The organism is Acidovorax sp. GW821-FHT09B03, from assembly GCF_059418305.1.
This window is the reverse complement of sequence record NZ_JBWKPP010000003.1, coordinates 1-14,987: the sequence shown is the minus strand read 5'-3', so window position 1 is coordinate 14,987 and position 14,987 is coordinate 1. Positions and strand designations below refer to the sequence as shown.

Annotated in this window: 12 protein-coding genes; 2 read left to right on the top strand and 10 right to left on the bottom strand. The window is 69.2% G+C overall.

Features of this window, described 5'->3' with window-relative positions:
* Window positions 1–17: 17 nt before the first annotated feature.
* On the bottom strand, window positions 18–1,121 hold the full coding sequence (locus AC07PA_RS06525) for an iron-containing alcohol dehydrogenase (RefSeq protein ID WP_494608652.1): 1,104 nt from the start codon (window positions 1,119–1,121) through the stop codon (window positions 18–20).
* A gap of 251 nt (window positions 1,122–1,372) precedes the next feature.
* Here AC07PA_RS06525 and AC07PA_RS06520 point away from each other — a divergent pair, with 251 nt between their 5' ends.
* Window positions 1,373–2,905, top strand: coding sequence for an amidohydrolase family protein (locus AC07PA_RS06520; RefSeq protein ID WP_494608653.1), 1,533 nt, complete (start codon window positions 1,373–1,375; stop codon window positions 2,903–2,905).
* Window positions 2,906–2,933: 28 nt separating this feature from the next.
* Here AC07PA_RS06520 and AC07PA_RS06515 read toward each other — a convergent pair whose 3' ends face one another.
* The 8 genes from AC07PA_RS06515 to AC07PA_RS06480 form a co-directional block, all read right to left on the bottom strand.
* Window positions 2,934–4,403 carry a methyl-accepting chemotaxis protein gene (locus AC07PA_RS06515; RefSeq protein ID WP_494608654.1) on the bottom strand — a complete coding sequence of 490 codons (1,470 nt, stop codon included), beginning with the start codon at window positions 4,401–4,403 and terminating at the stop codon, window positions 2,934–2,936.
* Window positions 4,404–4,529: 126 nt separating this feature from the next.
* Window positions 4,530–5,321, bottom strand: a complete 792-nt coding sequence (locus AC07PA_RS06510) for an alpha/beta fold hydrolase (RefSeq protein ID WP_494608655.1) — start codon at window positions 5,319–5,321, stop codon at window positions 4,530–4,532.
* Window positions 5,322–5,351: 30 nt separating this feature from the next.
* Complete coding sequence (locus AC07PA_RS06505; protein WP_494608656.1) at window positions 5,352–6,065, bottom strand: ABC transporter ATP-binding protein; 714 nt, start codon at window positions 6,063–6,065, stop codon at window positions 5,352–5,354.
* Window positions 6,062–6,832 (bottom strand): ABC transporter ATP-binding protein, encoded by a 771-nt coding sequence (locus AC07PA_RS06500; protein ID WP_494608657.1) that lies wholly within the window; start codon window positions 6,830–6,832, stop codon window positions 6,062–6,064. Before AC07PA_RS06500 ends, AC07PA_RS06505 begins: the two co-directional genes overlap by 4 nt.
* A complete protein-coding gene (locus AC07PA_RS06495; RefSeq protein ID WP_494608658.1) occupies window positions 6,829–7,854 on the bottom strand; it encodes a branched-chain amino acid ABC transporter permease in 1,026 nt (341 codons plus the stop codon). The genes AC07PA_RS06500 and AC07PA_RS06495 overlap by 4 nt, the downstream gene beginning before the upstream one ends.
* Before the next feature lie 16 nt (window positions 7,855–7,870).
* Window positions 7,871–8,791 (bottom strand): branched-chain amino acid ABC transporter permease, encoded by a 921-nt coding sequence (locus tag AC07PA_RS06490; RefSeq protein WP_494608659.1) that lies wholly within the window; start codon window positions 8,789–8,791, stop codon window positions 7,871–7,873.
* 37 nt (window positions 8,792–8,828) lie between these two features.
* Complete coding sequence (locus tag AC07PA_RS06485) at window positions 8,829–10,010, bottom strand: ABC transporter substrate-binding protein (protein ID WP_494608660.1); 1,182 nt, start codon at window positions 10,008–10,010, stop codon at window positions 8,829–8,831.
* 280 nt (window positions 10,011–10,290) lie between these two features.
* A complete protein-coding gene (locus AC07PA_RS06480; protein ID WP_494608664.1) occupies window positions 10,291–11,358 on the bottom strand; it encodes an ABC transporter substrate-binding protein in 1,068 nt (355 codons plus the stop codon).
* 472 nt (window positions 11,359–11,830) lie between these two features.
* On the opposite strand from AC07PA_RS06480, the gene AC07PA_RS06475 reads away from it, so the two are divergent.
* Window positions 11,831–13,405 (top strand): RCC1 domain-containing protein, encoded by a 1,575-nt coding sequence (locus AC07PA_RS06475; protein WP_494608661.1) that lies wholly within the window; start codon window positions 11,831–11,833, stop codon window positions 13,403–13,405.
* Window positions 13,406–13,443: 38 nt separating this feature from the next.
* Here AC07PA_RS06475 and AC07PA_RS06470 read toward each other — a convergent pair whose 3' ends face one another.
* Window positions 13,444–14,880, bottom strand: a complete 1,437-nt coding sequence (locus AC07PA_RS06470; protein WP_494608662.1) for a GGDEF domain-containing protein — start codon at window positions 14,878–14,880, stop codon at window positions 13,444–13,446.
* Window positions 14,881–14,987 lie beyond the last annotated feature (107 nt).

Below are 14,987 nucleotides of genomic sequence, written 5' to 3'. Positions count from 1 at the left end.
TGTCGTGTTCGGTGGCGTCAGAAGAGCAGCGTGGCTGCCATCGCGCGGTATTCGTCGGCGCTGGGTGCATAGGCCGCACTGCGGTTGAAGGGGCTGGTGGCCATGGCCTGGACCAGGCCGTCCGGGTCCGACACGCGGTAGCCGGCGCGGCCCAGGTGCGTGGGCAGGTCCAGCGCGGCATTCAGCTCGCGCAGGGCCGGGGCGATGTCGAAGCGTGAGCACAGTCCCAGCGCCTGCGCCAGTCGGTCGGACTTGGCCGGCACCTTGTCGGCGGCGATGGCCATGGCCTCGGGCAGGGCGGCCGCCACCATCATCCCGTGGTGCAGGCGCTGGTCGCCGCAGGCAAGGGCAATGGCATGTGCGGGCCCCAGGCCCTTGTGGATGGCCACCCCGCCCGCGAACGAAGCCACCATGAGCTCCAGGCGCGCAGCGTCCGCGCCGGGGTGCAGCGCGGCCTGCACATGGCCGTAGGCGCGCGCCAGGCCGTCGAGGGCGATGGCGTCCACCAGCGGGTGCGGCGGGTCGGCGAGAAAGCCTTCCAGGCAATGGGCCAGCGCGTCCATGCCCGTCGCGGCTACCAGCCGCGGCGGCAGGCTGCGCACCAGTTGCGGGTCGCTGATCACCGCGCGCGGCACGAGGAAGGGGCTGCGCGTGCCGATGGCGCGCGTGCCCGCATTGGGGTGCAGGCCGGTGGCGGGCGAGCTTTCGCTGCCGGTGCCGATGGTGGTGGGCACCACCAGCAACGGCGCCACTCCGGGGCCAATGCGATCGGGCCGGCCCAGCAGGCCGCGCGCGCCATCGGCGGGGACCTGCACCAGCGCCGCCACGATCTTGGCCGTGTCGATGACCGAGCCGCCGCCCAGTGCGACGATGCCATCGCAGCCTGACGCCTGGTAGACGGCAAAGGCCTGGTCCGCATCGCGGCAGGTCGGGTCCTCGGCGGCGAGCAGGTGGCGTGCGGTTCCGGGCGGCAGAAAGGCCGCCACCGTCTCCAGCACGCCGGCCCGCGCCAGGCCCTCGTCGCTCAGCAGCAGGGGGCGCGCCACGCGCAGCAGCGCAAGCTCCCCGGGCAGGCCAGAGAGGCTGCCGGGACCGAGGATCCAGCGGGGCAGGGGCAGCACGGCGGGGTGATGGGAAGGCGAAGGCACGGCGGTCATGTCGCTGCATGGTAGGCAGCCACAGTACTGCGCAGAAGATGGCTTTTTCGGACCTCCGATAGCGCCACTGAATCACCTGCGGACGGCTGCGAGCGATGCCGCAGGCGCATCGCCCGCAGCTACGGCGCATCTTTTTCAACCAGGCTGCCCCACCTAGAGTCCCTGGGCGCTGGCGCTCCTGCCCGGAGCGCCCATTCAACCAGGAGACCCATCCCATGCAGCGATCCCCTCTCGCCATCGCGGCCGCCACAGCCGTCGGCGCCATGCTCACGGCCTGCGCCGTGCCCCCAGACACCCCACCAGTGACCAGCGGCACCGTGCTGCGCAATGTCACCGTGGTCGACACGCGCACCGGTGCGCTGGCGCAGCGCATGGCCGTGGTCATCGAGCAGGGCCGCATCCGCCAGGTGCTGCCCGATGCGGCGGTGCGCACCGGAGGCAGTGCCACGGTGGTGGTGGGCGCGGGCAAGTACGTGGTTCCGGGCTACCTCGACATGCACACCCATTCGGTCCCGCCCGCCGTGTTCCAGAAAGCGCCCCACTGGCCGCTGCTGCTGGCCAACGGCGTCACGGGCATCCGCGACATGGCCGGCGCACCGCCGCTGATCGCCGCCGCGCAGCAATTCAACGCCGCGCGCGCGGCCGGCACGCTCGATGCGCCCGAGGTGTTGCAGATCCCCGGTCCGCCGGTCGTGGGCGCGCGCACGGCCGAAGACGGCGTGGCCGCCGTGCGGCAGACCCAGGCCATGGGCGGCAGCTTCGTCAAGGTGGTCGGTGCCTCGCCCGCGGCGCTGGCGGCCATCGTGGCCGAGGCGCGTGCGCAGGGCCTGGCCGTGGCGGGGCACCTCTCGCCCGGCATGGGCGCGGTGGAGGCTGCCAACATCGGGTGGACCGCCATGGAGCACCTGGGCGGTGGCTGGAGCATCGCCCTCGACTGCGCCCGGGACCAGGCCGCCATCCGCGAGGACCTGCTGGCCGGCAAGGGCGCCAGGATGCCCTCGCCGTTTCCGCCCACCTATGCCATCAGCCCCTACATCCATGCGGCCGCCGATGCGCCCTTCGTGCAGCGCTCGCTGGACAGCTACGACAGCGCCGCCTGCAATGCCGTCACCCGCGCCGTGGTGCAAAAGGGCACCTGGCAGGTGCCCACCATGGTCCGGATGCGCACCATGACCCAGAGCGACAGCGCCGAATTCCGCAACGACCCGCTGCTGCGCTACGTGGACCCGACCACGCGCGCCCTGTGGAACAAGCTCTCGCGCGACTTCGAGACCATGCAGCCGGCGAGCGCTGCGGCCACCTTCCGCAGCTCTTACACGTCGTTCGAGCACACGCTGGCGCAGCTGCACCAGAACGGCGGTGCCTCGCGGACCCTGGTGGGCACCGACGTCGGTGGCATCTGGGTGATTCCCGGCTTTTCTCTGCACCAGGAGTTCCGCGCGTTCGCCAAGGCCGGCTTCACGCCGCTGGAGATCCTGCAGGCCACCACCCTCAATGGGGCGCGCTTTCTCGGCCGCGAGACCAGCATGGGCACGGTGGAAGCAGGGAAGAATGCCGATCTGGTGCTGCTCGATGCCAATCCGGTGGCCGACGTCGCCAACCTGTCGAAGATCGCGGGCGTGTTCAATGCCGGCAAGTACTTCCCGCGCAGCGCGCTCGATGCGCTGCTGGACGGCGTGGCCGCGAACCACGCCGCCGCGCCGCTGCGCGACCCGAGCACGGTGATCGACACCAGCCACCGCCATTGAGCGGCGGCGGCCAGCGGCTGGCTGGCCGCTACAGGCGAAAGACCGCCACCGTGCCCGACAGGCGGCGTGTCTGCTCCTGCAGGCTCAGCGAGGCGGCCGCGGACTGCTCGACCAGGGCGGCGTTCTGCTGGGTCATGCCGTCCAGTTGCACGATGGCCTCGCTCACGCCGCCGATCTCCTCGGCCTGGTGCCCGGTGGCCCGGTGGATGCCGTCGATCATCTGGCTGACCTGGTGCACGCTGTCGACGATGTGGGCCATGGCTTCGCCGGCTTCGCGCACCAGCAGCGCGCCCCCGTCCACCCGCGCCGTCGATGCCTGGATCAGGGCCTTGATCTGGCTGGCGGCCTCGGCGCTGCGGCCGGCCAGCGTGCGCACCTCGCTGGCCACCACGGCGAAGCCGCGCCCCTGCTCGCCGGCGCGGGCCGCCTCCACCGCCGCGTTCAGCGCCAGGATGTTGGTCTGGAAAGCGATGGAGTCGATCACGCCGATGATCTCGGCAATGTGGCGCGACGACTGGTTGATCGCGTCCATGCTGGCCACCACCTGCGAAACCGCCTGGCCGCCGCGGCTGGCGGCCTCGGTCGCCGCGGTGGCCAGGGCATTCGCGGCCGTGGCCGCGCGGCCGCTCGCGCGCGCCCCGTCGGCCAGCTGCTGCACCGAGCCGCTGGTTTCCTGCAGGCTGCCCGCGGCCCTTTCGGTGCGGTAGCTCAGGTCCTGGTTGCCCGTGGCTATCTCGATGGCCGCATCGTCGATGCAGCGGGAGGCTTCGCGGATCGTGGCCACCGTCTCGCGCAGGCGGCCGGTCATCTGGCCCATGGCGTCGTGCAGCGAGTTGCGGATCTGGGGCGTGGCGTCCCAGTCGAGCTGCCCGGAGGCGACCTGTTCGGCCACCCGGCGCAGCTCCCCGGGCTCCCCGCCCAGCTCGTGCCACACCGAGCGCACGATCAGCCAGGAGGCCAGGCCCAGCACCAGCAGCACGGTGATGGCGGTCAGTGCGCTGGCGAGCACGGTGTCGCGCAAGGCCTTTTCCAGGGTGTCGAAACCCGCTTCCACCGAGCGCCGGGTTTCCTCCACCACCGCCTTGCGGCCCGCGTTCCATTGCGCCTGCGCGCCGCGCCGCTGTGCGACGCGTTCCGACACGTCCTGGCCGGACATCATGCCCTCCACCACGGCGAAGCTGTGCTCGCGGTGCGCCGCGAACGCGGCTTGCAGCGCCGGCGTGGTGCCGTCCAGGCGCTGCTCGATCGCCTGGGCATGGCCCTTGGCTTCGTTCAGCCGGCGTGGGTCGCCCATGGCGGCGGCCTCCAGGGCGTTGTCCATGTGCTCGGACAGGCGCTCCATCTGCAGCGTGGTCTCCAGCAGGCGGTTGTCGGTGTGGCGCAGCCGGTCCAGCTGCGAAGCACTGCCCGATGCGATGACCAGGCTGGCCGATACGCCCAGGCCGAACACCAGGCAGGCGCTCACGGGCAGGGCCCAAATCTTCTGGCGGAATTTCATGGGACGTTTCCTGTGGGGCGGGTCACGCAACGGCGCGGCGCGGCCAGCGCAACCCGCAAGCTGGCGGGGATGTCTTGTCGAAAGAAAGGGCGGGGCCGCCGGGGCGGCCCCGCCCGTGTGCGCCTGTCAGGGCCGCCGGGCGTCGGCCTCGCGCATGAAGCTGTCCAGCACCTGGTTGAATTCCTGCGATACCTGCTGTGGGAAATGGTGCGGCGAGGCGATCATCAGCCGGCGCCCGCCTGCGACCTCGGCCACGCGGTCGGAGATCGCGTCGAAGGCCGGGCTCCAGCCGCCCGAGACCACGAGCACCGGGACGCCGGCCTGCCGCACCGCCGCGAGCTGGCGCGCCAGGGTCTTCTTGTTGGGCAGTTTCATGCGCCTCAGGGCACGCCCCATCTGCTGCAGTTCTTCCTCGGACGAGCGGCCGCCGATCTCGGCCGGGATGTTGGCCAGCCGCATGAAGCGCTCGATGCGCGAGCGCGCCGACAGCGAGAAGAACAGCACGTTCACGATCTGCAGCAGGAAGCGCCGCACCACCGGCAGGTCCGTCGCCAGCGCCGCCATGGCGGGCTCGATGATGGTCAGCGAGCGCACGCGCTCCGGGTGGCTCGCCGCCGCCGCCAGCGCCACACAGCCGCCGAAGGAATGGCCTACCAGGTGGGCCCCTTCCTCGCCCTCCATCAGTGTGGCCACCAGCGCACCGTCGGCCTCGGCATCATCGGGGCGGCCGGGGTCGGGGCTGCGCCCGTGGCCCGGCCGGTCGGGCACCAGGACCTGCCAGCCCTGCGCGGCCAGCTGCTGCTGCGCCACGAAATGCCGCTCGCCGCCCAGGCGGCTGCCCTGTGCGCTGCCGTGCACCATCACCACGCGGGGGCCGGCCGGGCCCCAACGCGTCACCTGCATCGAATCGGTCTGCATCCATGTCTCCTTGTCTTGTAGGGCGTGTGTTCAGATGCCCACGTATTCCTGCAGCAGCCGGGGCTGCTGGCGCAATTCGTCCGAGCTGCCGCGCCAGACCACGCGGCCCTTTTCCACGATGCAATGGCGGTCGGCCAGGCGCAGCAGGGGCTCGATGTTCTTGTCGATCACGATCAGCGACAGGCCCTCGTCCTTCAGGCGCGCCAGGCACTTCCAGATCTCGGCGCGCACCAGCGGTGCCAGGCCCTCGGTCGCCTCGTCCAGGATCAACAGGCGCGGGTTGGTCATCAGCGCGCGCCCGATGGCCAGCATCTGCTGCTCGCCGCCCGAGAGGTTGCTGCCCAGGTTGCGCTCGCGCTCCTGCAGCCGCGGAAACATCTCGTACACGCGTGCCAGCGTCCAGGGCGCGGTGTTGCCGCGCCGGTTGCCGGCCGTGGCCACCAGGTTCTCGCGCACCGTGAGGTTGGGAAAGATGCGCCGCCCCTCGGGCACCAGGCCGATGCCGCTGCACGCCACCCGGTGCGCGGCGTGGCCCGTCACGTCCTCGCCCGCCACGCGCACCGCGCCCCGGCTCGGTGCCAGCAGGCCCATGATGGACTTCACGGTCGTCGACTTGCCCATGCCGTTGCGCCCGATCAGCGTCATGACTTCGCGTTCGCGCACGTCGAAGCTCATGCCGAACAGCGCCTGGCTGGCCCCATAGAAGGTCTCGATGCCATCGACTTCCAGCAACGTCGTCGTCATACCGCCTCCACCTGGTCTCCCAGGTACGCCCTGCGCACCTCGGGGTCGTTCTTGATCTCGTCGGCCGTGCCGCAGGCAATGGGCTTGCCGTACACCATCACGGTGATGCGGTCGGCCAGCGCGAACACGGCGTCCATGTCGTGCTCCACCAGCACGATGCCGTAGCGGCCCTTGAGCGTATGCAACAGGCGCACCATGTCCTCCGATTCCTTCTGGCTCATGCCGGCCATGGGCTCGTCGAGCAGCATCACCCGGGGCCGCAGCGCCAGGGTCATCGCCAGCTCCAGCTGGCGGCGCGCGCCGTGTGCCATGGCCGAGACACGGGTCCCGGCCTGGCCACCCAGCCCCACCTGCAGCAGCAGGGCCTGCGCCGGATCGACCAGGTCCGCGTCCTGCAGCACCGGCTTCCAGAACGCGAAGTTGTGGCCGCTCGCGCCCTGCACCGCCAGCATCACGTTCTGCAGCGCCGTGAACTCGTGGAACACCGAGGTGATCTGGTAGCTGCGCGCGATCCCCATGCGCGCGCGGCGCTGCACCGACGTGCCGATCAGTTCCTGCCCGTCGAGCTGGATGCTGCCCGCATGCGGCGCCAGCTCGCCCGAGAGCTGGTTGATCAGCGTGGTCTTGCCGGCGCCGTTGGGGCCGATGATGGCGTGCAACTCCCCGGGCCGTACTTCAAGGCGGAAGTGGTCCGTGACCAGCAGGCCGCCGAAGCGCTTGACCAGCCCGTCCACGCGCAGCGTGGATCCTTGCGTGGCGGCGCTCATGGCTGGTCCCCCTGCTCGCGGGCGACGAGGATGCCGTAGATGCCGTCCTTGAGCCGCAGGGCGACCAGCAGGGCCATCAGGCCGAGCACGCCCAGCCAGTGGTTGCGCACGAAGTCATCGAGCACGGCCCAGCCGAGGTTGAACGAGGACAGCAAGTCTTCCAGTGTCAGCCAGAGGATGGCGCCGACCACGGGGCCGATCAGCGTGCCCAGGCCGCCGAGCACGGCCATCACGATCAGGTCGCCCGAGACCACCCAGTGCATGTAGGACGGCGACACGAAGCGCGTGAGGTTGGCCAGCAGCACGCCCGCGAGCACGCAGACCAGGGCCGACAGCACATAGGCCGCGAGCTTCACGCGCGCCACGGGCATGCCCAGTGCCTCCAGGCGCCGCTCGTTGGTGCGGCAGCCCTTGAGGACCATGCCGAAGCGGGCATGCACCAGCCGGTGGAACAGGAACAGCGCCGCCACCAGGGCTGCGAAGATCACGTAGTACAGCACGACGTTGTCGTTGAGATCGACCACGCCGAAGTCGCTGCGCCCGCCGATGCTGAAGCCGTCGTCGCCGCCGTACTGCTTGAGGCTGACCGCGAGGAAGTAGAACATCTGCGCGAACGCCAGCGTGATCATGATGAAGCCCACCCCCCGGGCGCGCAGGCACACCAGGCCGATCAGCGTGGCCAGCACCGCGCCCGCACCGAGCGCCGCTGCCAGGTGCAGCCAGCCGTTGCCGATACCATGCTGCGACAGGATGCCGACCGCGTAGGCGCCCAGGCCGATGTACAGCGCATGGCCGAAGCTGACCATGGCGCCGTAGCCCATCACCAGGTTGAGCCCGGTAGCGGCCAGCGCGAAGATCATCATGCGCGACACCAGCGTCACGTAGAAGCTCTGGCCCAGGGCGTGCGAGAACACCGGGACCAGGGCCAGCAGGACGAGCAGCGCGCCTGCGACCGCCAGCCGCAGGGAAGGACTCCGCGAGCCCATGGGCTTGCCGGTGGTGGGGACGGAGAGGGGGGACATAGGGGTTGGAAGGACTTCAGCCATGTTTCACCGGGAACAATCCAGCAGGCCGCACCGCCAGCACGACCGCCATGAGCAGGTAGATCAGCATCGAGGCGATGGCCGGCCCGGCGGCCTGCGCCAGCGAGCGCTCCATCAGTTCGCGCATCAGCCCGGGCATGAAGGCCCGCCCGATGGTGTCCACGACGCCCACGATCAGGGCCCCGTAGAAGGCGCCGCGGATGGACCCGACGCCGCCCGTGATCAGCACCACCAGGGTCAGGATCAGGATGGGCTCGCCCATGCCGGGCTGCACCGACAGGATGGGACCGGCCATCAGCCCGGCCAGGCCCGCCAACGCGGCACCGGCCGCGAAGACCAGGGCATTGAGCCGCCCGATGTTCACGCCCAGCGCCGACACCATGCCGGCGTCGCTGGCCCCGGCGCGGATCAGCATGCCGATGCGCGTGCGGTGTACCAGCCAGTACAGCGCGGCACCCACCAGCAGCCCCACGGCGATGATGGCCAGCCGGTAGGCCGGGTAGGCCACGCCGAAGAGGTCCACCGTGCCGGAAAGGGCGTCGGGCACGTTCATGAACACCGGCGCCTGGCCCCAGCCGAAGCGGGCCACTTCGTTGAAGATGAGGATCACGCCAAAGGTGGCCAGCACCTGGTAGAGGTGGTCCCGGTCGTACAGCCGGGCGATCACCATGCGCTCCAGCGCCAGGCCGAGCAGCAGGCTGCCGCCGACGGCGGCCAGCGCCGCCAGCACGAAGGAGTCGCTGGCACCGTAGGCGGCCGCGGCGAAGTACGCGCCCATCATGAACAGCGAGCCGTGCGCCAGGTTGATCACGTGCATGATCCCGAGTACCAGCGTGAGCCCGGCGGACAGCAGGAACAGCAGCACCCCGAGCTGGAACCCGTTGAGCAACTGCGCGAGCAGCAGAGAACCTGTCATGTCGAATGCTCCTTGCAAGGGATTGCGCGGGCGGCAATCACTTCAGAGGGCACTGGGCGTGGTAGGCGTCCTGGTGCGCCTTGAGCGGCGTGGCCAGTGTCTTCAGGGTGTAGCGATCCTTGGCATCCTTGACCACCGTGAAGGCGAAGTAGTCGTTGATGGGGAAGTTGTTGTTCCCGAACTTCAGCACCCCGCGCACGGAGTGGGGGTTGCCGGCTTTGAGCGCCGCCATGAAGGCCGGCTTGTCTCCCACATTGCCCTTGACGCGGGCGATGGCCGCATCCAGCAGCAGCGCGGCGTCGTAGCCCTGCGCGGCGAACAGCGAGGGGATGCGGTTGTACTTCTTCTCGAAGGCCTCGACGAATCCCTTGTTGGCGGCGTTGTCCAGGTCGGGCGCCCACCAATGGGTGCTGTTCAGACCCAGGGCCGAGTCCTTGAGCGCCGGCAGCGTGGTGGCGTCCAGCATCGACGAGCTTTGCAGCGGGATGGTTTTCCCCAACCCGGCCTGCTGGTACTGGCGGATGAAATTCACCGCCAGCGCGCCTGGGAAGAACGCGTACACCGCATCGGGCTTGGCTGCCGCGATCTGGGCAATCTCGGCGGAGAAGTCGGGCTGTGCCATGCCCGGCGCGAGTTCTTCGAGCACCTGGCCCTTGTAGGTGCGCTTGAAGCCCTGCAGCGCATCCTTGCCTGCCTGGTAGTTGGGGGCGATCAGCACCATGCGCTTGTAGCCCTTGTCCATGGAGAACTTGCCCGCTGCCTCGGCGTGGCCGTCGTTCTGCCAGGACACGACGAACTGGTAGGGCGAGCACTGCGCGCCGGCCTGGGCCGACGGACCGGCGTTGGAGCCGATCAGGAACACCTGCTTTTCGGTGATCGGACGGTGCACGGCCATCATCACGTTGGAGCCCATCACGCCGGTGATGATCGGCACCTTCTCCTTCTCGACCAGCTTCTGCACGATCTGCAGGCCCACGTCGGGCTTGAACTGGTCGTCCTCCTTGAGCACCTGCACGGGCGTGCCGCCGAGCTTGCCCTCGCGCTGCTCCAGTGCCAGCATGAAGCCGTCGTAGTTGTCCTGGCCCAGGGCCCCGATGGGGCCGGAGAAGGTGCCGAGGTAGCCGATCTTGATGGGCGACTGGGCGTGCACCTGGGCGCCGCACGCGGCGCCCAGCGCCAGGACGGCGGCCGCGGCCTTGAAGGTGGTGAACTTGAACATGGTGGTTGTCTCCGGTGAGGTGGAACATGCGGCCCCTTGTGGCGAGGCTCTTGCACGGGATGGTGGAATTCAGCAGGCCATGGCGTGGCGCGGCAGGCGCAGGCCTGCAGTGAGAACGCCCGGATCGGGCACAGGGGGACGGTTCACGTGGACACTCGATGCATGGGACGTGGGCGCATGCTAGGGGCGCTTCAGTGCATCAAGAAGATGTCAAAAAGGGCCAGGTGATTCGCACTGCGTATCGCTGTGGCCGCCCCAGAAGCCTGCACGAGGCAGGCGCCTAGCGCATGAGCTTTCCGCCGGGGCCGATCATGTCGATCTCCACGAACAGGCTGCCCGTGTGCGCCTGGGGGCTGTAGTTCACGAAGAAGCCACCGAGGTCGAAGTCGCGCAGGGTCTCCAGTGCCCTGACCAGCCCCTCCGATGTCGGCTTGGGGCCGCTGCGCCGCAGCCCTTCCACGAGGATCTTCGCTTCCAGGAAACCCTCGAGTCCCAGCATCGTCGGGCTCCCCTTGCCCAGTTCCTTCACCGCCTGGATGTATTCGGCGACGACCTTGACCCGAAGCCCATCCGACATGGGAACAATTTGCGAGAGCGCCACGCCGACGGCCCTGTCGCCGACCAGCTTCGTCAGCACAACCACGTCGGTGGAAGAGAACGTGTACAGCGAGCCATTGAAGGACAGCTTGCGCAATTCCAGGATCAGCGCTGCTGCAGCAGGCGTCAGCACCCCCAGGAAGATGGCCTGGGGTTTGGACTGGACGGCGGAGCGCGCCACCTCGGCGGCCTGGGTGGCTGCCGCGTCCAGCAGGACATGGCTGGCCTGCAGGCCCACCTCGCGCAGTCCCGCATCCATGGACTGGCGGGTCGCGTGGCCCAGGGGCACATCCTGGAAAACGATGGCGATGCGATCGATGCCCACGACCTTGACATGCTTTGCCAGCTCCCGCCCTTCGTCCGTGACGCTCGCCCTGACGGGAAATCCGTAGCGGTGCAGGCGGGCCCGCAGGAGGTGTGTGGCGGATGCGATGCCCACCACCGGGATTTTCAGTTCGTCCAGCAGCGGGATTTCATGGCCGGCGGCGGGCACCCGCAGCAGGCTCAGGAAGGCCAGGGGCTTGTGTTCACTGGCCATGCGCCGAAGGTTGGCGACGGTGTTGTCTGCCACATAGCCATCGTCCCAGGTGATGGTTTCCACCTTGCGCCCGGCCACACCCCCGGTGGAATTCACCTTGTGGAGGTAGGCGTCTGCGCCGTCGCGCTTGAGCTCTCCGATCGATTGCAGTGGCCCGCTCAGCGGCAGCGAGCGCCCGACAAGCAGTGGTTGCGCGATGGCGCTTGCGGTCACGAGTGCCAAGCCTGCCAGGATCAGCGATGCGAGGTGTTGCATGGGTCTTTGTGCCTGTGGTACGGAGGTGGCCAGCACCGTAGGAGATCCTTCGACCGCAGGGCAGATGGCTCTTTTTTCCCGGCGATTCATCTTTGGCATCGGCGCACGGCGGGCGCTTCGGTGCCTTTGCAGCGCCGTAGTGCGGGTGGGGCTTTGCGGTACCTCACCCCCTCGGGGTGGGGCGAAGGACGTCAAACCTCGGTACCTTGCGCTGTCTTGGCGCTTGCGGCCACCCTGTCGTGCGCCGCGCCTGTGCATGTGCTGCCCACCGCTGCCAAGTCCAGGGCGCTGCGGGTTGGCGGCCGGGCGGCTTCGGCCTGCAGCGGTCAAGCGCCGAGGGGTCTGCGGCGCGGCCTTTTCAGCCAGCGCTGTCAGGCGGGGGCTTCCAGCGAATCCTTTCTTTTCTTTTTTATTCTTGTTGAGGGAACCGATGAAACAACTGCTGAAGAACACGTATTTCCGCACCGGCGCAGCCCTGGGTGCTGCCGCACTGTGCAGTGCTTTTGCGATGACCTCGGCGCACGCAGTGCAGCCGGCCATCTCCATGGGCTACGACCACGCCCTGGTGCTGCGCGCCGACGGCACCGTCTGGTCCTGGGGCTACGGCGGCGGCGGGCAACTGGGCCTGGGCAACACCGCCACCCGCACCACGCCCACGCAGATCCCCACGCTGCAGAACGTGGTGCAGGTGGTGGCGCGCGGCTCGTTCTCGCTGGCGCTCAAGGCCGACGGCAGCGTCTGGGCCTGGGGCGACAACTCCGGTGGCCGCACCGGCGGCAACGGCACCAGCGTGCCGGTGCAGATCAACGGCTTGACCAACATCGTCAGCATCAATGCCGGTACCAACACGGCGGCGGCGTTTGCCACGGATGCCGCCGGCCAGGTCTACGCCTGGGGCAGCAACAGCACCGCCCAACTGGGCACCGGGCAGACCAGCCCGGGTGGCAATCCTGTGCCGCGGCTGGTGGTCGGTGCCGAAGGTGCGGTGGCGCTGAGCGCCTCGGACGCCGCGGTGCTCGCGCTGCGCCAGGACGGCCGGGTGGTCGCCTGGGGATCGAACGGCAACAAGGCGCTGGCGCCGGTTGCAGGCACCGCCACGGCGCCCGTCGTGATCGACGCGCTGCCCTCGGCGCAAGCCGTGGCCTCCACCTCCGTCAACATCGCCGGCCAGTACTACGCGCTCAAGAACGACGGAACCGTGGCCGTGTGGGGCCAGGCCGGCACCAACGCACCGTTCTGCGGCCAGAAGGGCGTGCCGGCCGCGTCGGGCTTTGCCCTGATCGATATCTCACCCATCCTCGGCCTGTCGCGCATCCAGCAGATCGAACCCGGAGAAGGCCATACCCTGTTCGTTGACGCCGACGGCGCCGTGCACGCCTGCGGCGCCAATGCTGCCGGCCAGCTCGGCGACGGCACCCTGGTCAACCCCAGCACCGACGTGCCCAAGATCGCGCACATCGCGGGCTTGCCGCCCGTGGTTGCAGCGGCTGCGGGCTCGGCGATCTCCGGCGTGATCGGCACCGATGGCAGCGTCTGGATCTGGGGCAAGGGCACCAACCTGGGCGGCACCGACAAGACCACCGCGCCTGTGCGCGTGATGGGCGGTAACGGAGCGGCCTTCGATGCCGGGCGGGTGGGCGATGCCAGCGGCACCTTCGCGGGAAGCCAGACCGGCCCCCTGAGCAACGTGACGCTGGACGTCGGGGCCACGGTCTCCACGCTGCACCGGGGCAAGACCGGGCGCGTGTACGTGGCGGCGTTCGCGGGCTCGACCGTGCTGTTCCTGGGCCCCAACGGCTGGGCGCAGTACACGGGTGGTGCCTTCCCGGCGTACCTGTCGGGTGCGCTGCCGCGCATGGTGCCGGTGCGCATTGCCTCGGGCCTGAACTTCAGCGGGCTGGAAGGCGTGCAGCTGGTGGTGGGGTACGGTGTGGGGGATGATGCCAGTGCGGCCGCGGAGATGGTCCGCGCGGGCCGCTACAAGGTCGTGCACACGCTCAACTGAGCGGCGCTGTCGACAGGGCCCGGCACAAGGCGGGGCCGTCAAGGCAGGGCCGAGGCCTCCAGCAGCACGATCCGGTTGCGGCCGGCATTCTTGGCCTGGTACAGCGCCTTGTCTGCGACCTCGATCACGCTCTGCGGGGTCAGCCGTTCGCCCTGGTGCAGGGTCGCGATGCCTGCGCTGACGGTCACGTGCGGCCCGGTCGGGCACTGGCGGTGGGGAATGCACAGCTTCGCCACGGCCGCCTGGGCGGCGTTGGCGATGTGCAGGGCGCCCTCGGGACCCGTTTCGGGCAGCACCAGGGCGAATTCCTCGCCACCATAGCGGGCAGCGAGGTCGGAGGGGCGCTTGCCACTGGCCTGCAGGACCTGGGCGATGGCCTTCAGGCACTCGTCACCCAATTGGTGCCCATACTCGTCGTTGTAGGTCTTGAAGTGGTCGACGTCCAGCAGCACCAGGGCCAGCGGCCGCTGGTGGCGCTGGGCAAGGGCCACATGCTCCGCCAGATGGAGATCGAACGCACGGCGGTTGGCCACCTCGGTCAGGCTGTCCTGCATCGACAGGCGCCACAGGGTCTCGTTGGCGCTCTCCAGTGCGGTCGTCAGCTCGCGCAGCCGTGCATGGTGGCGCGCATTTTCGCTGAGCAACACGATCAACAGGAAGCCGCCGGCCAGCAGTCCGTAGATGCGCCCCATGTACCAACCCAGGTCATAGCGCCCTGTGTTCAGGACCGCCGCCAGGGCCAGGTCCAGCAGCCAGACGCACATCACCACGTGCAGCCAGACATCAAGCAGTGAATGGGGCCGGCTGCGCAGGAGCAGCCCCAGCGCCACCAGGCTCAGCAGCCAGATGCCGGCCAGGAAGGCCTTGCCCACGACCGTCGTGCGGTTGCCCTCGAGAAACGTGGGCAGGAAGCCATGCCCGGCCGTGGCGAACACGGTGAACAGCGCCACCAGCAGCCCGATGGCGGCGGTCATGGCCGCGATGCTCCAGAGCGCCCGCGGGCCCTTGCGGTGCACCGGGCCCGCCTGTTCCCACCGCTTGATGAAGGCATAGGCGATGAGGATCAGCGGAAAGCCTGCATGCCACAGCATGTACAGGGCCGATGAGGTCTGGGGGCCGGACCCCAGCAGGCCGCTCGGAGCGAACAGCCCCGGAAAGATCAGCGCATACGCCGCGGTGGCCGTGGCGGTGAACAGGTAGGCGCCACCCAGCACCAGCAGCCCGAGGGAGCGCAAGGCCCGGTAGTGGCCGAACAACAGCACTGCCGTGACCAGATCGAAGATCACCAGTGCGGTGACATAGATCGGGATGAACGCCGGGAACGGCGTGAGCGCTACCTGGGCATAGGGCAGGGCGACCGCGAACAGCACCAGCGACAGGATGACGGTGAGCCAGGCGGCAAAGGTTTTCCTGGGTCCCGCGGGTTCGCTGGCGAGCGAAGCGTTGAATGGCGGATGGTGCGGGTTGCGGTTCATGGCAGCAGGCCTTGCCGTGCTCACCAGATACTAGTGTCGTGAGTTAGAAGTTCGCAGGCAAAATCTCTCGACACTCGCGAGGATGTCATCTGCGGTCTTTGACCAGA